18 protein-coding genes are annotated in these 19,896 nt (G+C 41.2%); 6 read left to right on the top strand and 12 right to left on the bottom strand.

The genetic code is table 11. The features are described from left to right. Nucleotides 1-3: 3 nt before the first annotated feature. Together ACIQ6T_RS05845 and ACIQ6T_RS05850 are read left to right on the top strand one after the other, a co-directional pair. Complete coding sequence (locus tag ACIQ6T_RS05845) at nucleotides 4-2,091, top strand: DUF1501 domain-containing protein (protein ID WP_395784975.1); 2,088 nt, start codon at nucleotides 4-6, stop codon at nucleotides 2,089-2,091. Then, a complete protein-coding gene (locus ACIQ6T_RS05850) occupies nucleotides 2,088-2,801 on the top strand; it encodes a hypothetical protein (RefSeq protein ID WP_395784976.1) in 714 nt (237 codons plus the stop codon). The genes ACIQ6T_RS05845 and ACIQ6T_RS05850 overlap by 4 nt, the downstream gene beginning before the upstream one ends. 239 nt (nucleotides 2,802-3,040) lie before the next feature. On the opposite strand, the gene ACIQ6T_RS05855 is transcribed toward ACIQ6T_RS05850, so the two are convergent. The 5 genes from ACIQ6T_RS05855 to ACIQ6T_RS05875 form a co-directional block, all read right to left on the bottom strand. Then, complete coding sequence (locus ACIQ6T_RS05855) at nucleotides 3,041-3,307, bottom strand: heavy-metal-associated domain-containing protein (protein ID WP_395784977.1); 267 nt, start codon at nucleotides 3,305-3,307, stop codon at nucleotides 3,041-3,043. Between the two features lie 139 nt (nucleotides 3,308-3,446). Beyond that, on the bottom strand, nucleotides 3,447-4,712 hold the full coding sequence (locus tag ACIQ6T_RS05860) for a prolyl oligopeptidase family serine peptidase (protein WP_395784978.1): 1,266 nt from the start codon (nucleotides 4,710-4,712) through the stop codon (nucleotides 3,447-3,449). A 19-nt stretch (nucleotides 4,713-4,731) separates the two neighbouring features. Further along, nucleotides 4,732-6,246 (bottom strand): glycoside hydrolase, encoded by a 1,515-nt coding sequence (locus tag ACIQ6T_RS05865; protein WP_395784979.1) that lies wholly within the window; start codon nucleotides 6,244-6,246, stop codon nucleotides 4,732-4,734. Beyond that, nucleotides 6,243-6,440, bottom strand: a complete 198-nt coding sequence (locus ACIQ6T_RS05870; RefSeq protein WP_395784980.1) for a hypothetical protein — start codon at nucleotides 6,438-6,440, stop codon at nucleotides 6,243-6,245. Before ACIQ6T_RS05870 ends, ACIQ6T_RS05865 begins: the two co-directional genes overlap by 4 nt. Next, nucleotides 6,440-7,450, bottom strand: a complete 1,011-nt coding sequence (locus ACIQ6T_RS05875) for an endo-1,4-beta-xylanase (RefSeq protein WP_395784981.1) — start codon at nucleotides 7,448-7,450, stop codon at nucleotides 6,440-6,442. The genes ACIQ6T_RS05870 and ACIQ6T_RS05875 overlap by 1 nt, the downstream gene beginning before the upstream one ends. A 111-nt stretch (nucleotides 7,451-7,561) precedes the next feature. Here ACIQ6T_RS05875 and ACIQ6T_RS05880 point away from each other — a divergent pair, with 111 nt between their 5' ends. After that, a complete protein-coding gene (locus tag ACIQ6T_RS05880) occupies nucleotides 7,562-8,461 on the top strand; it encodes a PIG-L family deacetylase (RefSeq protein WP_395784982.1) in 900 nt (299 codons plus the stop codon). A 1-nt stretch (nucleotide 8,462) separates the two neighbouring features. Here the strand turns inward: ACIQ6T_RS05880 and rhuM are convergent, their stop codons facing one another. Continuing rightward, a complete protein-coding gene (rhuM, locus tag ACIQ6T_RS05885; protein ID WP_395784983.1) occupies nucleotides 8,463-9,449 on the bottom strand; it encodes a RhuM family protein in 987 nt (328 codons plus the stop codon). Nucleotides 9,450-9,606: 157 nt separating this feature from the next. Here rhuM and ACIQ6T_RS05890 point away from each other — a divergent pair, with 157 nt between their 5' ends. Further along, a complete protein-coding gene (locus ACIQ6T_RS05890; protein ID WP_395784984.1) occupies nucleotides 9,607-12,252 on the top strand; it encodes a M14 metallopeptidase family protein in 2,646 nt (881 codons plus the stop codon). Between the two features lie 9 nt (nucleotides 12,253-12,261). Continuing rightward, entirely contained in the window at nucleotides 12,262-12,807 is a 546-nt protein-coding gene (locus ACIQ6T_RS05895; protein WP_395784985.1) for a hypothetical protein, read from the top strand. 55 nt (nucleotides 12,808-12,862) lie between these two features. Here ACIQ6T_RS05895 and ACIQ6T_RS05900 read toward each other — a convergent pair whose 3' ends face one another. From ACIQ6T_RS05900 to ACIQ6T_RS05925, 6 genes are all read right to left on the bottom strand, one after another. Continuing rightward, nucleotides 12,863-13,765: a histone deacetylase gene (locus ACIQ6T_RS05900; RefSeq protein ID WP_395784986.1), complete on the bottom strand. Its 903-nt coding sequence runs from the start codon at nucleotides 13,763-13,765 to the stop codon at nucleotides 12,863-12,865. A gap of 55 nt (nucleotides 13,766-13,820) precedes the next feature. After that, entirely contained in the window at nucleotides 13,821-14,582 is a 762-nt protein-coding gene (locus ACIQ6T_RS05905; protein WP_395784987.1) for a hypothetical protein, read from the bottom strand. Then, the gene (locus ACIQ6T_RS05910) at nucleotides 14,582-15,235 is read right to left on the bottom strand and encodes a glycosyltransferase family 2 protein (protein WP_395784988.1); all 654 of its coding nucleotides are present in this window, start codon (nucleotides 15,233-15,235) and stop codon (nucleotides 14,582-14,584) included. The genes ACIQ6T_RS05905 and ACIQ6T_RS05910 overlap by 1 nt, the downstream gene beginning before the upstream one ends. A gap of 94 nt (nucleotides 15,236-15,329) precedes the next feature. Continuing rightward, entirely contained in the window at nucleotides 15,330-16,202 is an 873-nt protein-coding gene (locus ACIQ6T_RS05915; RefSeq protein ID WP_395784989.1) for a hypothetical protein, read from the bottom strand. Between the two features lie 50 nt (nucleotides 16,203-16,252). Further along, nucleotides 16,253-16,603: a hypothetical protein gene (locus ACIQ6T_RS05920; protein WP_395784990.1), complete on the bottom strand. Its 351-nt coding sequence runs from the start codon at nucleotides 16,601-16,603 to the stop codon at nucleotides 16,253-16,255. Nucleotides 16,604-16,869: 266 nt separating this feature from the next. Continuing rightward, nucleotides 16,870-17,382 (bottom strand): fasciclin domain-containing protein, encoded by a 513-nt coding sequence (locus ACIQ6T_RS05925; protein ID WP_395784991.1) that lies wholly within the window; start codon nucleotides 17,380-17,382, stop codon nucleotides 16,870-16,872. Nucleotides 17,383-17,724: 342 nt separating this feature from the next. Between ACIQ6T_RS05925 and ACIQ6T_RS05930 the strand changes: the two genes are divergently transcribed. Beyond that, the gene (locus tag ACIQ6T_RS05930; protein WP_395784992.1) at nucleotides 17,725-19,896 is read left to right on the top strand and encodes a beta-N-acetylhexosaminidase; all 2,172 of its coding nucleotides are present in this window, start codon (nucleotides 17,725-17,727) and stop codon (nucleotides 19,894-19,896) included.

Genomic DNA, 19,896 nt, shown 5'->3' on the forward strand with positions numbered 1-19,896 from the left:
GCCATGAATAGACGTAATTTTATACATAATATGGCTCATTTGGCAGCAATGCCAGCCTTCATTCCGGGTATGGACTTGTTTGAACAAAATGAGTTGATGCAAAATACCGTGGCGGAAGGCAAAATTCTTATTCTCATCAGGTTAGATGGTGGTAATGATGGATTGAATACGGTCATTCCATTGGATCAATATGAAAGTTTGAAAAAGGTCCGACCGGGTGTAATTATACCCGAGTCAAAAATCATTCCGATTAAAGGGACTGCTGCCGGTTTACACCCAGCGATGGGTGGCTTGAATAATTTGATTGACGAAAAACGATTAGCGATCATTCAGTCTGTTGGCTACGCCAAACCCAATTATTCCCATTTCCGTTCTTCAGATATTTGGATGTCGGGCTCTGATTCTGATATTAATGTGTCTTCCGGCTGGATGGCTCGGTATATTGAATCCAAACATCCCAATTACCCTAAAGCATATCCCAATGCGAATTTTCCGCATCCTTTGTCCATCGAGATTGGTTGGCAATCTACCTTACTTTTTCAAGGTCAAAATTCATTTACCAGTCTGATTTATAATAATCCGGACCACTTCCATAAGTTGATGAATCCATTTCTCAATACGTATCCGGAGACATTGCAGGGGTCAAGATTGGCGTATTTACAGTTGATAGGCCGGCAGTCCCAAGAGTACGGTTCTGTTGTTCAGGCAGCTTACCGGGCGGGTACGACGCCGTTTCCGTTTGATGAAAATGATTTGGGAAATCAGTTTAAGGTTATTCATCGCTTGATTTCGGGTGGATTGAATACGCGGGTATATATGGTGCGTTTGGGTGGTTTTGATACGCACGGCCAACAGGTGGATACGCAAGATTTTACGAAGGGCCAACATGCTGTTTTGTTGAAGCAATTGAATGATACGATTGTCACCTTTATGAAAAATTTGGATGCTCAGAATTTGGGTGATCGGGTGGTGGGAGTAACCCTGTCTGAATTTGGCAGAACGATTCATTCAAATGGTAGTTCGGGAACGGATCATGGTACTGTCGCACCGATGTTTGTTTTTGGAAATGCGGTGAAAGGTGGTGTGATTGGTAAGAATCCCGTGATTCCGACGAATTATAAAATGAATGAGGATTTGCCTGTGTTATATGATTACCGACAAGCTTATTCGTCGTTATTGAATCAATGGATGGGGTCGCCTGCATCCATGAATAAACAGATTTTGTATCGTGAGTTCGAGAAGATTCAATTGATTAAGGATACGTTTGCGGATTCAGATTCGGATGGAGTTCCCGATTTGTTTGACCAATGTGCCAATACCCCGTTGGGGACGGTAGTTGACCTAAACGGTTGTCCAGTCTTTAAGCTGTCAGCGGATAATTATTCGATTCAAGTGACGGCAACAACTTGTCCAGGGACAACGAATGGGGCTATGCAGCTGATGTTTAAGGATTTGAAACACACCTATCTGATTGATATTAAAGGGCCTTCTTCGTACACCAAATCGCTGAAGGCAGTTGCTGGCGCGAAGCAGGTACTCGACAATTTAGCGATTGGGAAATATACTATTTCCATCACGATTGAAGGTCAGAAAGATTATGTGCAGTTGTTTGATGTACAGGTAAAGCAGCCTGATGTGTTAGCTGTGCAAGCGATTTTGAGTCCGGATAATCAAACACTTCGATTGGATTTACAGGGTTCGGATGCTTATTTTATAAAGGTGAATGCGCAAACTTTTGAAGTAAAAGCGGGGACTTGGTCGACGGATTTGGCTACAGGAAAAAATGAAGTTCGGGTATGGACTTCACAAGGATGTCAGGGGGAATTTAGCCGCGAGATATTCCGATCTGAACAGATTCAGTGTTTTCCGAATCCGACGATGGGGCCTGTAACGGTTTACGTGGCGGGACAAGATGCGGAAGTGGAGATTAACATATATGATTTACTTGGAAAAATGTACAATCAGGCAAAGCATATTGTGGATTCCATGCGTATGGTTTCCTTGGATTTGAGTTCGTATACTTCGGGAACTTATTTGATGGAGGTATCGGGGCGGACAGTGCAGCAACAAGTTAAATTAATAAAACTATGAGGCAGTATATCGCAATAATCGTGGTGGGATTTTACCTGATGGCGTGTAGCGCTAAAGAAGCTGAGGTTGTGGTGACTCCGGCTGTTCCAGAAAAGGCTCCAGAGGCAGCGGAATTAAGTAAACCTGCTAATAATTCAGTCTGTTTGGTCGGAGGAAATACTAGTGCGAATGAGGTTCAGTTTACCTGGGTTCCGGTGGCAGGCGCGTCAAGTTATGAGATAAAGATTACGAATTTGAAGACTAACACGACGGAGACCAAAAGTTTCCCAACTAGCCCAGGAACGGTAACGTTGGTGACGGGCCTACCGTATGAGTGGCAAGTGATTTCAAAATCGAGCAAGACTACTTTAACATCTAGTTCGGCTAAATGGAAATTTTATTTGACAGGTGCGGGAGAGGTAAGTTATGCTCCATTTCCGGCGAGTTTGACGTTTCCGGCTTCTGGCCAACAAGTCAGCGCATCGGCTGGTCAGGTGAAGTTGGCCTGGGCTGGATCAGACCCCGATTCAGGAAATTCGTTTTTGACCTATGAGGTTTTTGTGGATACGGATGTAGCGAAAGTGAGAATTCGGGAGGTAGCTCCTATAAAATCCAAAACAGAATCCGTAAGTATTCCGGTGAAGTCGGGTGGTACGTATTATTGGATGGTTAAAACAATGGATGAGTCGTCGGCGAGTTACTCACAGGTTTTTGGGTTTCGGGTAAATTAACTACGCGTTCGAACAATTCTGGTAATTACTTTGCGTGAAATGCTAGGTTTGTCATACAGGATTTAAGGGATTCTCAGAATATTTTACGTACTTGTTGGCCTAAACCCCAACACCATGGCTAAAGGCATGAATTCCAAGAAGGCGGATAAGAAGGAACCCGCGAAGACTCCGAAGGAGAAGAAAGAAGAAAAAAGAGAGAAAAAGAAAGCAGGCTATCAATAGATGGCCTGCTTTTTGATTTAAGCACTCACTTTTCCTATCGCACAACTCACATACGATTTAGCTTCTTTAAATAAGGTATTGTTGCCTTTTTCAGGATAGCCCATGCCATCTAATTTTTTGGCGATGGTAGTGCGGTTTAGGTGATCTCCTTCGATGGTGATTTTTTCCTCTGCTAACGCGATGTCTACGTGCGTGACTCCCGCTAATTCGAGAATTCCTTTTTTGATGCTCGTCATGCACCCAGCACATTTAATGTTTTCAACGAATAATTCGAGCTTTTTCATATTGCTTGTTTTTTCTGCAAGGTAAAAAAGGTAAGCTCGTGGAATCGTGATATGAATCACAATTTAACTTTTATAAACTGATTTTTGCGCTAAAGAAACTAGCCTAAAAAAGGCAGCCCTCTCGAGCTGCCTTGTATTATTATTTCCCTTTTTTCTGTGCTGCCAGCCATTCCATAATCGTCACAGGTTTCCCGTTGACGCGAACTGCCGACCCATCCAAATCGGTTCTTGGTAAGTTCTCATGCAAATATACCCACGACCAGTGGCCATTATATTGGAAGCCTTTACCGCCATAGAAATTCGTGATGTCATTCACGTGATCATAATAGGTAAAGTGGACATTCTTCGCTCCCGCCGCACGAAGGCGATTGAAAACGGGCTCAACGGTCAACTTGGGAATGGTCGTCATGTCGTCTTTCGAGTGTACAAACCACATAGGTACCTGTTTGATTTTTTGAAGATCGGCATCCGCAATGTATTCTGAGCGATATGCCAATGCACTAATGTATCCCGCCGCAAAATAATCAGGGTGTAAAAGGATTAATTTCAGCGCCATGTAACCACCGTTTGAACAACCGCCTACATAAATACGGTTGGCGTCAATCTTCGGATTAGCTTTGACATAATCCTTAATCAAGGCCATTAGTCCTTCGTTATAGATATCGTTGTCTTTACCCTGCGTGCCGACGCCCTTTTCATTGTGCATCCAAGCACCCGGACATTGTGGTGATAAAACATAGGCACCATCAAATATGGCTTGAATTCCTTCCGACGCATAGTTAGCTGCCTTATTTCCTAGCAATGGGATCGTTGGGTCCGTTCCGCCTTCACCTCCACCATGCAACCAAATCACCAGTGGCGACTTCTCTTTTGTTGTTTTTGGCGCATAGGACGCGTACGACATGGTTAATTTGTCACTAAATGTATATTTTCCTGTCAAGTCAAATTGATCCACCAAAGGCATGATTTTGCGCTCAGGCGTATCCCAAACCTGTTGGCTCTTCGTATGCATGACCGTCATCGCATAATCCACCCAAACATTACCTTTTCCGCGAATGTATTGTATCGGAGAGGTGATCGGAGAGGTGGGACTAACCGCTAAAACGAGGGTAATATTCTTGCCCGTTTTTATCCGATTGCCTTGTTCGTCGGACACATAGGCTGTAACGATGTCGCGTTTATTTTGCTCGTCGGCAATGGGACCAGTCGCAGATTTCCGACTGGCAAAAATCTGGTATTCGGAAGCGTTTACTTTTGAAGTTGTATCGGATAGTTGGAGAATGACTTTGTTTACGCCTGCCCCCCAGTCGAATCCTTCAACGACAATTTTGTAGGTGCCTGTTGGTTTGCCCAAGGCACTAAGGGTAAGTAAGAGTATCAAGCTCAAAAGGAGTGATTTTTTCATGTTGGATTGGTTTAGGTTTTTAATTAAATAATTTGTTGCTAGAATAAACTAAGGTAATGATCGACGCACTCGGGACTTGGATCTTTCCATCGCGAACAGATTGAAAAGCTAAATTTTGATGTTCTGTGGTGGTGTAGGTTTTGATTTCGTGTTGACTAGGCCAATTCATTTCAAATGCATTTCCAGAATTAACAAGTACAAATACATTTGATTTTTGATCTGTAAATCCGGTGATCAAGCAATCGGGCTGTTGGATACTTACCTCGATGCGTTTCATCCCCGGACGCACAAATCGCGCATAGTTGCCTAATGCCCAAAGTGTTTTGGAATCATATAACTCCGCATCCAATTTATTGGCATCATTTTCTCCTTTTGTTTGCCCATTGAACGTATATATCAATCCATCTTTAAAGTCATTCGCGCTGACTGCCAACCACCAGCTCCAGGAAGTTGCGTTCGCATCATGAATATCTGAATGGATGACTTTGGCGACGTAAAGGGCTGTTTTCATGCCCAAATCCACTCCGTTGCCTTTTATTTCACCTGCATTATCTCCTAGAATGCAAAATTCAGATTGCCAATAATTGATTTGCGCTTCTTGTGCTTTTTTGCCAACGGCCTGTCGGAGTGCGACACGTCTACTCGTGGGCGACGTGGTAAAGTAACTATGTCCAGCGATGACCTTTTCAACCGTGGGTTCGTTGCCGAGATAGTTAGGCGAATTTACATTGAAAAATTCATCGATTTGGCCATCTTGACAAGGTCGATTGCTTTTGAGATCAACCAAATAATTCAGTTGGCCTGCCTCTGGAATTACGATTCGAGTTTTCGTATGTGTTTCTTGAAATTTAGTGGCCAACTTGCGTGTCGCCCATGCCAAATCCACATTGTTGATGGGTGTGCCTTCTTGCGAAGCTTCGCCCGACTTTCCAGGTCCCCAATCCCATTGAGGTTCATTGAATGGGCTTAGGAAGGTGAATTGAAAATGATTGGAAACGGTCGCTATGAAATCAGTCCACGCATCTATTTTATCTTTATTGAAGTTCCATTCAGCTAATTTTCCGCTCCCGATGGCTAATCCATTTTGGGTCATTTGAACGGGAGATGAATTCAAAAAGCCCAACGTATAGGGAACACCGTTTTTCTTTGCAGCGTCCAAGAAATATTGTTGGCCTTTTTGTTTCTCCCAATCATAGGTGGTACCGGTTAGAAAACTTTCCGCACGTCGCCATTCGTTAGTGATTTTACTGGTTTGTCCTTGCTCAAAACTTCCGGCTCCGATATTGAATCGCCATAGCGAAAGTCCGATTCCTTTGGGGGTACCTGATGCGTCTGTTTCCAGACTAAACAGCCATTCGGCAATTTGTTTTTTTTTGCTTTCGGGATAGTTTTTACCGATGATAGCCATAGACCAACAGTCCGACGCACCGAAGCTGTGCATGGTCTGAAAGGTTTTACGGGTATCGAAAGTTATTTGTTGGCCCTGCGCATATAAACACATCAAAATCAAACCGATCCAAGCGTATTTTTTCATTTAAATCGGGTCGAATCGATGACTAAACATAGGCCTGCTTGGAAGACAATTAATGCGCCGGTTCCGTACCAGAACCATTCTCCGCCTTGCATTTTATTCATTCCGGCATCAATGGCGAGCGAAAGTCCACTTCCAGTGAGGAGTAGTCCGCTGGTGGCTTGTAGGACCCAACGGGTCGTCGATTTATTGTTCATCAGTTTAATAATTTGGAATAGATTGGCTTTCTAGTGTAGGTATCGTCAAACAAAAGTGGATATTCTTTCGGTCTTTTAAAGTATCCTCGTAACCAGGAGTCACGATCGCTTACATTCCAGAACGTAATGCCGTATTGTTGGTGCTTAGGCAGCTCTTGATAGGCCTTGAAAACAAGCTCAAATTTTTCTTGTTGGGCTTTTTTTGCCGTTTCATGATAAACAAACATGGAATCGTTTTTGGGATTTACCGCAATGTCTAATTCAGAAAAATGAATGGTCAGCCCCGTCTTCGCGGATTGATTAATCACGTTAACAAGTTCGTCATTTTTGGAGTTGATGTTGATGTGCATTTGTAGCCCAAGTCCATGAATAGGTATATTTCGGGCTTGCAGATCTTTAACCAGATTTAATATGGCTTGCATTTTTTTTGGCTTGCCGTCTTGACCATAATCGTTGTAAAATAAGATGGCGTTGGGGTCGGCTTCATGGGCCCATTGGAAACTTTTGGCGATGTAATCGGGGATGTTTTTTGACCAGACCGTTGGCCGTAAACTACCATCATCTAAGAACGATTCATTGACAACGTCCCAACCCGCCACTTGGCCTTTGTAATGTCTCGCGACTTCTTGGATATGATTCTTCAACATATTTTCCCAGGCTTGGGTGTCGCCTGAAAATTCATTCATCCATTTGGGGACTTGATTATGCCAAACTAGGGTATGTCCATGGATGCGTTTTTTGTGGTCTTTGGCAAAAGTTACAATTTCATCCCCTTTACTGAAGTCGAAGCGATTAGCTTCGGGGTGGACGAGCATCATTTTCATGTGATTTTCTGCCGTGATGCTAGTAAATTCAGTGATTGCCACGTTTCGATAGGCGTTATTTTCTGATACTAATCTAGGGTTTATAGATGCGCCGATGGGGAAATTATATCGGTCTTTGAGGTAAGGTGCTTGCCCGTAGGAAATATGGGTCAAGCCGACGAGAATGCCAAAAATTAATGTTTTCATACATAAGAGGTTTCTGCAAGATAGGAATTATTGTTAATTCGTTTGACTGTCCTAACTACTTGCGAATTTCTTTTTTTTATACTAACTCGCTTATACATAGACACAAACGAAATGAAAAAATCTTTTCCAATCCTTACCCTGTTAGCCTGTTTGATATCTACATCATTACTGGCTCAATCTCCCAAAGTTCTTGTAGTTACGGCACATCCCGATGATGAGACTGGTTTTTCAGTTACGATGTTCAAGATTACCCATGAGTTGAAGGGTATTGTGGACATGGCCGTTATGACTGATGGAGGTGGCGGATTTGCGGATTCGCAATTGGGAGCCATGTACTATAACTTGGATTTGACGGACTCTGTTGTTGCTCGGACACATTTACCGATGTTACGGAAACAAGAAATTATAAATGCCGGGAAAATCATGGGCGTTCGCAACATCTACTTTATGGAGCAACCGGACGACTGGTATACCTTGGATGTGAAGCCTTATATCTCGGGTAAAAACTGGGATATTGGTTATGTAGAACGGCGAATGGATCGGCTGTTGGCAGACCGCGAGTATGATTTCATCATCACCATGTTGCCGCATGCGGGCCAGCATGGACACCATAAAACGTCGGTATTAATGGCATTGCGCGCGGTGCAGCGTTACAAAGGTCCAAACAAACCTATCATTATCGCCGGAAGTCCTATGTCGGCAACGAGTAAGCCCACCGAATTCACCCAATTGGAAGGCTATCCAGAAACGAGAATCAATCCCAATACGCCTACCGTTACATTGAATCGTGCTTTTCGGTTTAAAGAGAATGATAAAGTGAGTTATAAGATTGTTGCCGACTGGGTTATTGGCGAGTACAAATCTCAGGGAGCGATTCAAGAAAATGGAATTCACAGAACTGATTTGGAGGTATATCGCTATTATGACATTAATGATCCGAAGGGTTTAGTAAAAGTTCAGAAACTATTTGAGGCCTTGGCGAAAAGTGGTTTTGCTGCGCCTGGAAAGTAAACTAGGTAGATAAGGATGGAATAGGCGCATTTCTATTTAGGACACTCATGACCAGTTTTTTGACTGTCAACATTTCCTCGGGATTACTCGATGCGACAAACAGCGTTAATCCCGCTAAAGCGTCGTTGCTAATCAAAGGTTTAGTAGCCGCATTGAAAAGCAACTTGTTTTTAGCTAGAAAAAGCAGAAAACATGCCGCCGCAATGCGTTTGTTCCCATCGACAAACGCATGATTTTTCACAATGAGGTAGAGAAGCATCGCTGCTTTTTCTTCAATGGAAGGATAAAAGTCGGCTTGCCCCCAACCTTGTTTTATTTGATTAATCGCACTATCAAATCCGCCATCTTTTACCTTTCCAAAAACCTTTGAATTGAATTCGTTGCACATCATTTTGATAAGCTCTTGATATTCAGTCGGGCTAGGATAGGAGGGAGTTGCCATATGATTTCCATATGTGTCAAGTGCCTCATGGTCATAGTCATCAAGCAACTGTAAGCCTTGATTAAACTGTTGGAGCCAATCAAAACCCTCAGAAGTATGTAGCTTTTCTTCTATCGCCCGACTTAATATGCGAATGCCATCATGCAGCACTTGGATTTCTTTGTTTTTCTGATTGAGTCGTTTTTCATTTAGGGCAATGCCTTCAATCAAGTACTCTTTTAGTCGTTGCGTGGCCCATTGGCGGAATTGTGTACCCTGTTTGGAATTTACGCGGTACCCGACGGATAGGATTGCATCAAGATTGAAATATTCTACATGATAAATTTTTCCATCTAATGCAGTTGTTGCATTTTTTGCAACAACTGAATCTCGTTCTAATTCTCCTTTTTTGAAAATGTTTGTTAAATGCCTTGAAATGACCGATTTGTCTCTTTCGAAAAGTGTTGAAATTTGATTGAGACTCAACCAAAAAGTTTCTCCTTCAAACGAAACATCTATTTGTGTTTTTCCATCGCGTGTCGTGTAGATTTCTATTTGATTTTCCATTTTGCTTTTTTTCTTCCAAACGGATGCGTCTAATTTTTGGTATGAAAAAACCTTTTTGAAAACCAGATTATCAACTACTTGATAATTTGAATTCTAGATTTCCGGTCAGGTTTTTAGCGCATTTTATTTATCTTTAATGCTTACCTGCAGCAACGCTATGAAAAAAATTACTTTACTACTACTATTCGTATCCCACATCATTTTTGGCCAAGTGCCTAGTCCCAAATCTCATTTTGGATTTTCAATCGGCGATAATTACCACCTAGCCACTTTTACCCAAACAGAAGCCTATTTGCAAAAAGTAGCGAAAGCTTCGCCCCGGGTAAAATTGCAATCCATTGGGAAAACAGAAGAAGGAAGAAACCAATACATGGTCATCGTTTCCGATCCCAAAAACATCAAGAATTTAGCCAAATACAAAGCCATCTCTCAGCGTCTTGCACGTGCGGAAGGCCTCTCTGAATCCGAAGCGAAGGCGCTAGCCAAAGAAGGTAAAGCCGTTGTTTGGATTGATGGCGGTTTACATGCCACAGAGACTGTTGGCATACACCAATGGATCGAATCCATTTACCAATTTACCACGCGCACCGACGAGGAAACGAAGCGCATTTTAGAAAATACCATCATCCTTTTTGTACATGCGAATCCAGATGGACAAGAGCTTGTTTCTGATTGGTACATGCGCAAGGCGGATACGCTTAAGCGGTCAACGGAGCATTTGCCCCGATTGTATGAAAAGTATATAGGACATGATAATAATCGAGATTTCTACATGATGAATATGAGCGAGTCGGCGAATATGGCGCGCCAACAATACATCGAATGGATGCCTCAGATTCTTTATAATCACCACCAAACAGGTCCAGAAGGAACTGTAGTTGCCGGGCCTCCATATCGGGATCCGTTTAATTATGTATATGATCCACTATTAGTTACCGGAATCGATGCCTTAGGAGCGGCGATGAGTTCGCGTTTAAATGCGGAAGATAAACCAGGCTATACGATGAAGTCGGGTTCCGTTTATTCGACCTGGTGGAATGGGGGTTTACGAACCACTGCTTATTACCATAACATCATTGGCCTATTGACCGAGATCATTGGCGACCCAACGCCCAAAACTATTCCTTTAGTTCCGAATCGTTTAATACCTAATTCGGCAACTCCTTTTCCGATTACACCCCGGAAATGGTTTTTCAAAAACTCCATCGACTATTCACTTTCGTTAAACTATGCGGTGCTGAATTATGCAACACGCTACCGCGAAGAAGTATTGATGAATATCTACAAAATGGGTCGCAAATCCATTGAACTTGGTTCCAAAGATTATTGGACACTTTCGCCGAACAAAGTGGAGAAATTAACCAGCATAGCAGGAACCAATCTTAGATCGAAAAGCGACAGTTTATTTAGTGTCGTGTATAAAAACCCGGAAACACGTGATGCCCGTGCATACATCATCACGGCGGATCAATCCACTACGCGTTTTGCTTTTGTTAATATTCTATTAAAAAGTGGAATTCGGGTTGAGAAAGCAACAAAAGCATTTGAATTCAACGGAAAACAATATCCGGCAGGTTCTTATGTGGTCCAAACGAATCAAGCCTTCCGTCCCCATGTAGTCGATATGTTTGAACCGCAAGACCACCCGAATGATTTCCAATATCCAGGTGGTCCTCCGGTGCGTCCGTACGATTCGGCTGGTTGGACACCTGCCTTTACCATGGGCATACAGTTTGATCGGATATTAACCGACATGCAAGCGCCGTTGGAAACGATTCCGTATGGCCAACTGCAAATGAGCACACCTTCGTTTGAAGCGGCTAATTTCTATGCATTCCCTACCTCAGATAATGCCTCATTTACTTTGTTGAATGACTTATTGAAAGCGGGCGTTGAAGTGACAAAAACAAAAGACGCATTTTATGTCGCGCACAGTTCAGCTGCCTCGTCTACCCTTTCGAAGGCCACGGTGAAGATTACGCCTTTGGCAAATCTTCCTAAACAAGATTCGAAAAAACTAGGAGCTAAGCGCATTGGTCTTTGGGACGTGTATGGTGGTTCGATGCCTTCAGGTTGGTTGCGCTGGATTTTAGAGCAACATCATTTTGATTTCAAATTGGTCTTTGCCAAAGAAATCGACAAAGGTAATTTACGCGCTAAATTTGACGCGCTCATTTTTGTTAGCAGGGCCATTCCTAGTGTGAGAGCGGAGGCACCCAACGAGTATGCGAGTAGAGAGCCAGTGGAAGCGGACATTCCTGCTGAATATCAAGAAACATTGGGTAAAATAACGGCAGCCAAATCGATTCCTGCTTTGCGTGCTTTCTTGGAAGCGGGTGGAGATATCATCACCATTGGTTCAAGCGCTAATCTAGCTTACCACTTGAATCTTCCAGTTAAAAATGCCTTGGTTGAGGTGGTTGCTGGTAAAGAACGTGATTTGCCAGGTGAGAAATTTTATATCCCGGGCAGTGTGATGCAAGTTGCGGTGGATCATGGGGTGGAGGCCAACTGGGGTATGACGCCAAAAGCAGATGTTTATTTCAGTGCGAGTCCCGTATTTAATTTATCGGCGGAGGCGATTGCGCATGGCAATCTAATTCCATTGGCTTGGTATGCATCAGACAAAACCTTGCGAAGCGGATGGGCTTTTGGTCAGACGTATTTAAAAGATGGCATTGCCGCTTTTCAAGCTAAAGTGGGCAAAGGTAACTTATTCGTCTACGGTCCTGAGGTTACGTTCAGAGCACAAACGCATCATACATTTAAGATGGTGTTTAATCAGCTGTTTGAAACTAAATAGTCAATGCTATTGAGAAATCACCTTGTTTATTTTGCTTTGACCGTGGCCTTATCCTCTTGTACGTTGCCTGCATATATTGTTCAGGAATATGGTAAGCTACCTGAGGGACTTAACAAAAAGGAATATAAGCGGGTCGTCGAAGAACGAAATAGTCGTATTTCGAGTGAATTGGGCTATGTGAAAATGTATGATTTGGTTAAGGTTTCCCCTGCAGAAAAGAGGAATAAGCTCTTTTTAGAACGCGAGTTGTTTGAGCATTCCTATGTATTACCCAAAGACTCATCAGTCATTGCGGAAAATTTAAAACGTTTGATTTCAATAAATAACAGATTGAAAGTTTGGCCATCAGTTTATGAGAAGGTGTATGGTGACAAGCTAAATCCTCATTATTGGACCTTTTGGATGAGTCATGAAAAACAACAATTGGTTCGAGATTCCATTGATCGAGCCACATTACCCATTCTTGCTGTTAGTCAATACCGGTTTGATCCGACTTATTACATCGTTTACAAGCAATCCATGAAGATTAAGAAGTATCAGCAGGCACGCAAGTAAAATTCAATTTAGACTACACAGCTTACATATTTTTGTTTTCATACGTAGTTATTTTTTAATCAAAAATATCCATCGCAAGCCGAAACGTATTGCAATGCGCATCAACAATCACTTTTATATCTGGGGAATAACCACCACCTAAAGCCACAACAACGGGTATGTCAAGCGATTTTGCTTGTTGGAACACCATCCGATCCCGTTGTTTACAATCCTCCAAACTCACGGCTAATTTCCCCAATTTATCCGTGCTAAGTATATCTACCCCTGACAAATAAAATACAAAATCTGGCTTAACATCCTTGAAAAGTTTGGGTAAAACGTCGCTTAAAATGGCTAAATAGGTTTTCCCATCCGTTCCATCCGCCAAGGGAATATCCAAATCAGATGTTTCCTTGTGAAATGGGTAATTGGCGGCACCATGCATACTGAATGTAAATACGCGGGGTTCGTTTTGCATCAAATGCGCCGTGCCGTTTCCTTGATGCACATCGAGGTCGATGATCAATATTTTTTTGCTTTGTTTTTCACGTAAAAGGTAATTAGCTGCGATGGCCATGTCATTGAGTAGGCAAAATCCTTCTCCTCGGTCGGCAAATGCATGATGTGTTCCACCTGCCACATTTAATGAGACACCATTTTCCAAGGCATATTGCGTTGCGTCAATGGTTCCTTGCGTAATGATTAGTTCGCGATTGACTAATTCAGGAGATTGTGGAAAGCCAATTCGTCTGATTTCAGCAGGACTTAGGGTTTGGTTTAGTAATTTATTGACGTATTCCTCCGTGTGTGTCTCTAAAACTAGCTCTTTTGGACACAGCGTAGGTGAAAAAAACTGATTGGGTTTGCACGTTCCCTCATGAACTAATTGGGCCGGAATTAGCTCGTACTTCAACATGGGGAAGCGATGATTTTCAGGTAATGCATGTGCATAAATCGAATCGAACGCAATCTTAATCATTTGAGCAATAGATGGATATTATTAATAGTAACTAAATATTCCTTGGAAGGTTCTATTACTTATGGCGGAACCAACAATCAGTTCGCTCCGTTTCGTATAATTTAAAAACGGTATTTACCGGTGGTCCTGAAATAAGTCGATCCGTATATTGCGTTCTGGCTAAGTAATTGAACGCACCCATATCGCCCGTATACGCTGTTTTATTGTTGCTGTTGTAGCGTTCATGCAATTCACATAGCTTTTCTAGGAAGCCAAAGAAACTTGAAAAATGCCCACCAATAATACCGCAATTGAGCAATGTATCCTGCCCAAAACGATTTTCATAGGCTGCATAATCAGCAATTTGTTCACGTAAATGCGTGGCGTGATCGCGCATCCATTCATTGTCGAGTACTTTAGCTTCATCTCCACAAAAAATAGCATCGGGTTGATTAATGAATCGTACATCTTCAAACGGATTTGAAATCAGAACAACATCGGAAACATCTGTTACAAAGACGGCGCTTAACGGCGTGTGTTGGTTTTTCAAGTAGTCCAGGTAAACGAAATACCGAAAGACATTGGGGTTGAATGCGGTGTTATGATGTATGCCAACAAACGAAATAAATTCATTGGTATAGGTTTCGCAGGTTTCTTGGCTCAGATTATTATGGAAAAGAACGCCTTTGATTTTAGCTGCTGCTACGGATACGGCCCAAGATTGAATCAAGGAATAATCGTCATGTGCTAGTGTCGCGTTTCGATTAACATCAAAAACGCCTGTGATGTGACAGGCCATGATGAGCGAATCGCTTGGTTTGTAATCAGGAAGACTCATTAATCAGAAATGATTAAATTTTCTTTTTTTATGGTCGAGCATGTACTATTAGGGTTATTCCGATAGTAGATGTAAGTCCTTAACGCCACTTTTTTTGTGGGAAATTGTGACAATGCCTTTTCATAAAAATGTGAATCCGCCGCAAATCCTCCTTCAAAATCAATCGCATCAAAGACATGTTTCCGACCAAAAAGCGTCCCAAATAATATTACCTCATCTAAATGAATATGCTTGGATAAATCGTTTTTATCGGGGACATAATAATCATCTTGGGAATCAACAATCGTTTCAGTGGTGGAACAAATTAAATCAACATCATGCATTTCACGCAAACAGGCACTTAAGTGATTTGATTTGTATTCATCATCGCTATCTAAGATAGTGATGAATTCCCCTTGACTATTCAAAACGCCCCGATTAATGGAATCGGCTTGTCCTTGATTTCGATGGCGTATATAAACAATTTTGTCCTCGTGTGCTTCCACCAAACGTAACAAAGATTCCCGGTCATTCGTATAACTTCCATCATCAATAATGATCAATTCGAATTGCTGAAAATCTTGATTAAGGACCGAATTTATAGCTCGTTTGGTAACATCAAAGTCAGTGTTATACAAAGACATTAACACCGAAATTTTTACCGGAATGGACATAAAATAATTTTTAGGCTAATTTAACGCCGTAAAATTAGTTTTATAAAGCTTACAAAACTAATGATTTGGAGCGCTTTGAATTTAAGCGAAGGATTTACCCTTTTGAATTTTTTCGATTATTAATGAGGTAGAATGCCAAAATGGAGAAAGCAAACCCAATGAAAATCAGAAAGTAATTGATTGGTTTTTCAGCAGTCAGCGACATTCTCAGCAAGATAGTCGTAATGATAAAACTTGCGTTTCGGAATATCATGTAAAACGAAAAGTGGTACATAAACGAAACAATCAGTAAAAAAACATCCATGAAAATCATTACCGTGAAGAAATCACCGTAAAAGACTGTGTTCGGGTTAGGGTAATTTTGGTTGGCCTGCATTGCGGAATACAATTCCATTACCCAACTACCCAAACTTGAAAAACTTAACAAAAACAATATAATCATCATCATAAATGACATGACTTTTTTGATCGCAACAAAATGTTGAATATCAGTAATCGCCTCTGATCGCTGCGAATTCTTGTAAATCTTGTAGTAAAACATGGTGGCTGCGAGCATCAACAAAGAGGCAATCAAATCATAGACAAGGCTTAATAAATGGACATCTTCGATGGATAGCGCTTTTCCAAAATCTAGATCTGCAATGTCATGGAAAAAACTTCTCAGCGTGATGAGTGTAATTACCTCAAATTGCTTGCCGATGAATTCGGAAATTGATTTGGGTATAATGATGACCAACAACAAGACTTCATAAAACAAAATGAAACTAAAAGGTGTGTAAATAGCCTTTAAGTAGCTGTGTTGGAAATCGCTAAAATAGGTAACATTATTCGATAAATATATAAAAGCCAAATGGAGAACAAATGCAAGCAAAGCAAGCCTTAGGATGATTAATTCTACTATTCTTACGCGTTTGGGATTTACGTGACGATCGAAGAATTGACTAAAATTTTCTAGATAACTCAACATATAAACTTACGTTTGGTCAAATATAGCGCAATCGAAAACCGATTGGATATTTATTTAGTCGCAATCTTCTTTGCTTTTGGTAATGGCTTTTCCTCAACTTTTTCCAAAACCTCGATTTGATCTTGAACAATTGCCTTAAGTGAATTATCAAAATATACACCATCAGATTCCATATCTGCGATATTGCGATGCATTGCCTGATAAATAACTTTCTTTTCACTCGCTGTCAAAGACTTATTTGACGCCAGATTTCCCACGAAATTCACTAAACCAGCCCGAGGCCCCGTTTCTTTTTGGAAAACATAGGTCTCATTCTCCATAACGGCAAACTCCCTGTAAACCGCAATGATAAATACGATAAACAATGTCGATATAACTGCTGTGAGTAAAATAATATCCATATCCATTATTTTTTCAATTTAGAGTTGATAAAATTTAATAAACCTAGGATTGTTGGCGGCCACAAACCTATAAAGATGGCCTTGTCTTTGTCGCCAACTACCAAATACAGGTATTCGCTGACAAAAATGACAATGATGACAACAACGATAATTAGGATTTCTGAAGCTTTAAAATTTTTAAACATGACGTATTTTTTTTGGTTGAATAAAGTTGTAACACAAATTTAAGGCCGCAGATTTCTGCGGCCTTAAACAGTTTTAGCATTTTATTTTGGAAGTACAACCGTATCAATTACGTGTACAATTCCATTACCAGCTTTCAAGTCCGTAGCAACAACCGTTGCTATGCCACCTTTTTCGTCAGTCAACACAACCTTGCCATTTTTAACAGAAGCCGTAATTGTTCCACCGCTAACTGTTTTTAACGCCAAAGAACCTTTTGCATCTGCTATAGCTTTCACTACAGTTGCTGCATCAAATGTTCCCGCGATTACATGGTATGTAAGTACTTTAGTTAATGTAGCCTTATTCTCAGGCTTTAATAAATAGTCTACCGTTCCTGCTGGTAACTTAGCAAATGCAGCATTCACCGGAGCGAAAACCGTAAATGGTCCCGCACTTTGTAATGTTCCAACTAGTCCAGCGGCCTTTACTGCCGCTACTAATGTTGTGTGATCTGGAGATCCTACCGCTACATCTACAACTGTTGTCTGTGCATTAGATGCGAATGACAAGCCGATTAAAGCGATTAATGATAAAGCAATTGATTTTAATTTCATTTCTATTTGTTTATGTTCTTGCATGTAACTCTTTAATTATCAATTAGTTTTAAAATTAGGTAGACATGGATCTAGGGGATTATGGATTCGTGCCAATAAGCCAGATAGAGGTACTTTAAGCGCCTTAGATGCGTATAAATTTATTTTCATACGATAGATATGGTGTACAAAAGCTGTATTAGTTTCATTTAATAGAAAAGTACTTTCAATCTTAACGAGATTTGGTACTTAATGATTGCTATTTGGCCTAGGTAGATTTTTCAAAAAGGCCATTACGTGTACATCTATTTTCTTGAAAATCTTGTATTTTTAGTTACTCGAAATTAGCTACCATATCTGAATATGAAATTTCTACTCTTTTTGCTTTTCATACTTGCATCGTCCATCCAGGGTAAGGCCCAGCAGATTAATCTGATGCCCATGCCCTCCTCCATCAAATTGAGTAATAAAAATTTCCGACTTACCCCAAATTTCGCTCTTAGTATCTCAGGAATTTCGGATAAAAGACTAAATAAAGAGTCAAGCCGATTCATGCAACGCTTATCCGAGCGAACCGGTCTTTTTTTTAAAACATGGAACATCACAGATAAAAATTTTAATAATCCCTTTGCGCCACTTAAAATTCATTCCCTTAGTAAAGGGGTCGTGCAAATGGACATGGAAGAGTCCTATGAACTCAATATTGATGAATCAAAAGTAACGATTCATGCCAAAAGCGATATTGGTGCCATACGAGCTTTGGAAACTTTATTGCAACTCATTGCATCCGACGCAAAAGGGTTTTATTTTCAGGGCGCAAGCATACAAGACAATCCCCGATTTGCTTGGCGCGGATTATTACTTTCACAACCCTATCATTTTATGCCCATGGACGTTGTCAAAAGAACGCTCGACGCCATGGCAGTGGTGAAAATGAACGTTTTTCATTTGTACATCAGCGACGATCAAGGGTACACGATTGAGTCCAAAGTTTTTCCTGAACTTCACCAACAGGCATCGGGGGGTAACTATTTTACGCATGCACAAGTGGCTGAAATCATTGAATATGCTGACCAACGGGGCATCCGAGTTATCCCTGAAATTGACCTACCTGGCCACTCCACGGCTATTTTAACCGTATTCCCTGAGTTAGCATCCACCAAAAAAGCCTATGTTTTACAAGATCATTGGGGGGTGTTTGATCCAACGATCGACCCAACACAAGAGCGCACGTATGTTTTTTTAGATACCCTTCTGACGGAAGTGGCCTCCTTATTTCCAGATCATTATTTTCACATTGGAGGCGACGAAAATACAGGAAATGATTGGGCGAAAAACCAGGATATTCAAGCTTTTATGAAGGAAAATAAGCTAAAAGATGCCGTCTCCCTTCAAAATTATTTCAATAAACGTATCCAAAAAATTCTCAAGCGCTCAGGTAAAATCACCGTTGGCTGGGATGAAATTTTAATGAAGAAAATGGATGATTCGACAGCGAAACAATATTTTGAAGCTGGGAACTTCAATCAATTAATTGAGTCAGATGTCCCCAAAGATATTGTGGTTCAATCATGGCGGGGCATGGAGGCTTTATTATCCTCCGCAAAAAATGGATATAAAAGTATCCTCTCAAAAGGCTATTACATTGATTTGGTTCAACCCACTTATTATCATTATTTAAACGACCCCATCCCATTTTTAAATAAAGTAATTATACCCGATAGCGAAGCCAATTTCAATCGGTTCGAGTCGGAAATCATTAAAAAAATCCAACAGGGGGAAAGGATTCTGAGCCCCGCTGAGGAGAAATTGATTATTGGGGGAGAGGCCACAATGTGGACCGAGCATGTGAGCCTGGAAACTATTGATTCAAGGCTTTGGCCTAGAACCGCTGCCATTGCGGAGCGTTTGTGGTCGCCTGCTGATGTTCGCGATGTGGATGATATGTACAGAAGATTGGAAATCATTTCGCTGCATTTGGAATGGGTAGGTTCGACGCATTTGAAAAATAAATTAATGATGCTGAGGCGCTTAGCTGGCTCTGACAATACGCAAGCATTGGAACAGGTCGTCGATTTTATTGAGCCCCTTAAAGGATACAAAAGAAATGAAGCCAATAACTTTACCAAATATTCGCCCTATACGTTATTGGTTGATGTCGCAATTCCTGACCCAACGGCATTGAGAAATTTCAATAAGCTTTTGGAGTCTTTTCTGCGGATTCCTTCGGATGCTTCGATGGAAAAGTTAGTTAAGCAGTTCCAAAAATGGGAAAATAACCACAGCAGTATTCAAAAAATGGCTCTCTCAAATCCGTTGTTGGCCGACCTATCAACCCATTCCGCTTCACTGCAAGCTATTTCTAAACAAAGTATCGCGCTTTTAAATCTTAAAAAGGCCAAGAAAAAACCGAGCTATTTACAAATCAATGCCTACGCACAATTATTGAAAAAATCCATGAAGCCTGCCGGGTATTGTGAATTATCAATCGCAGAATCACTACAAAAAATTATTCCTTTTTTAAGGCAAAACTAA

Source organism: Aquirufa sp. (genome assembly GCF_044377215.1).
GTDB lineage: Bacteria > Bacteroidota > Bacteroidia > Cytophagales > Spirosomataceae > Aquirufa.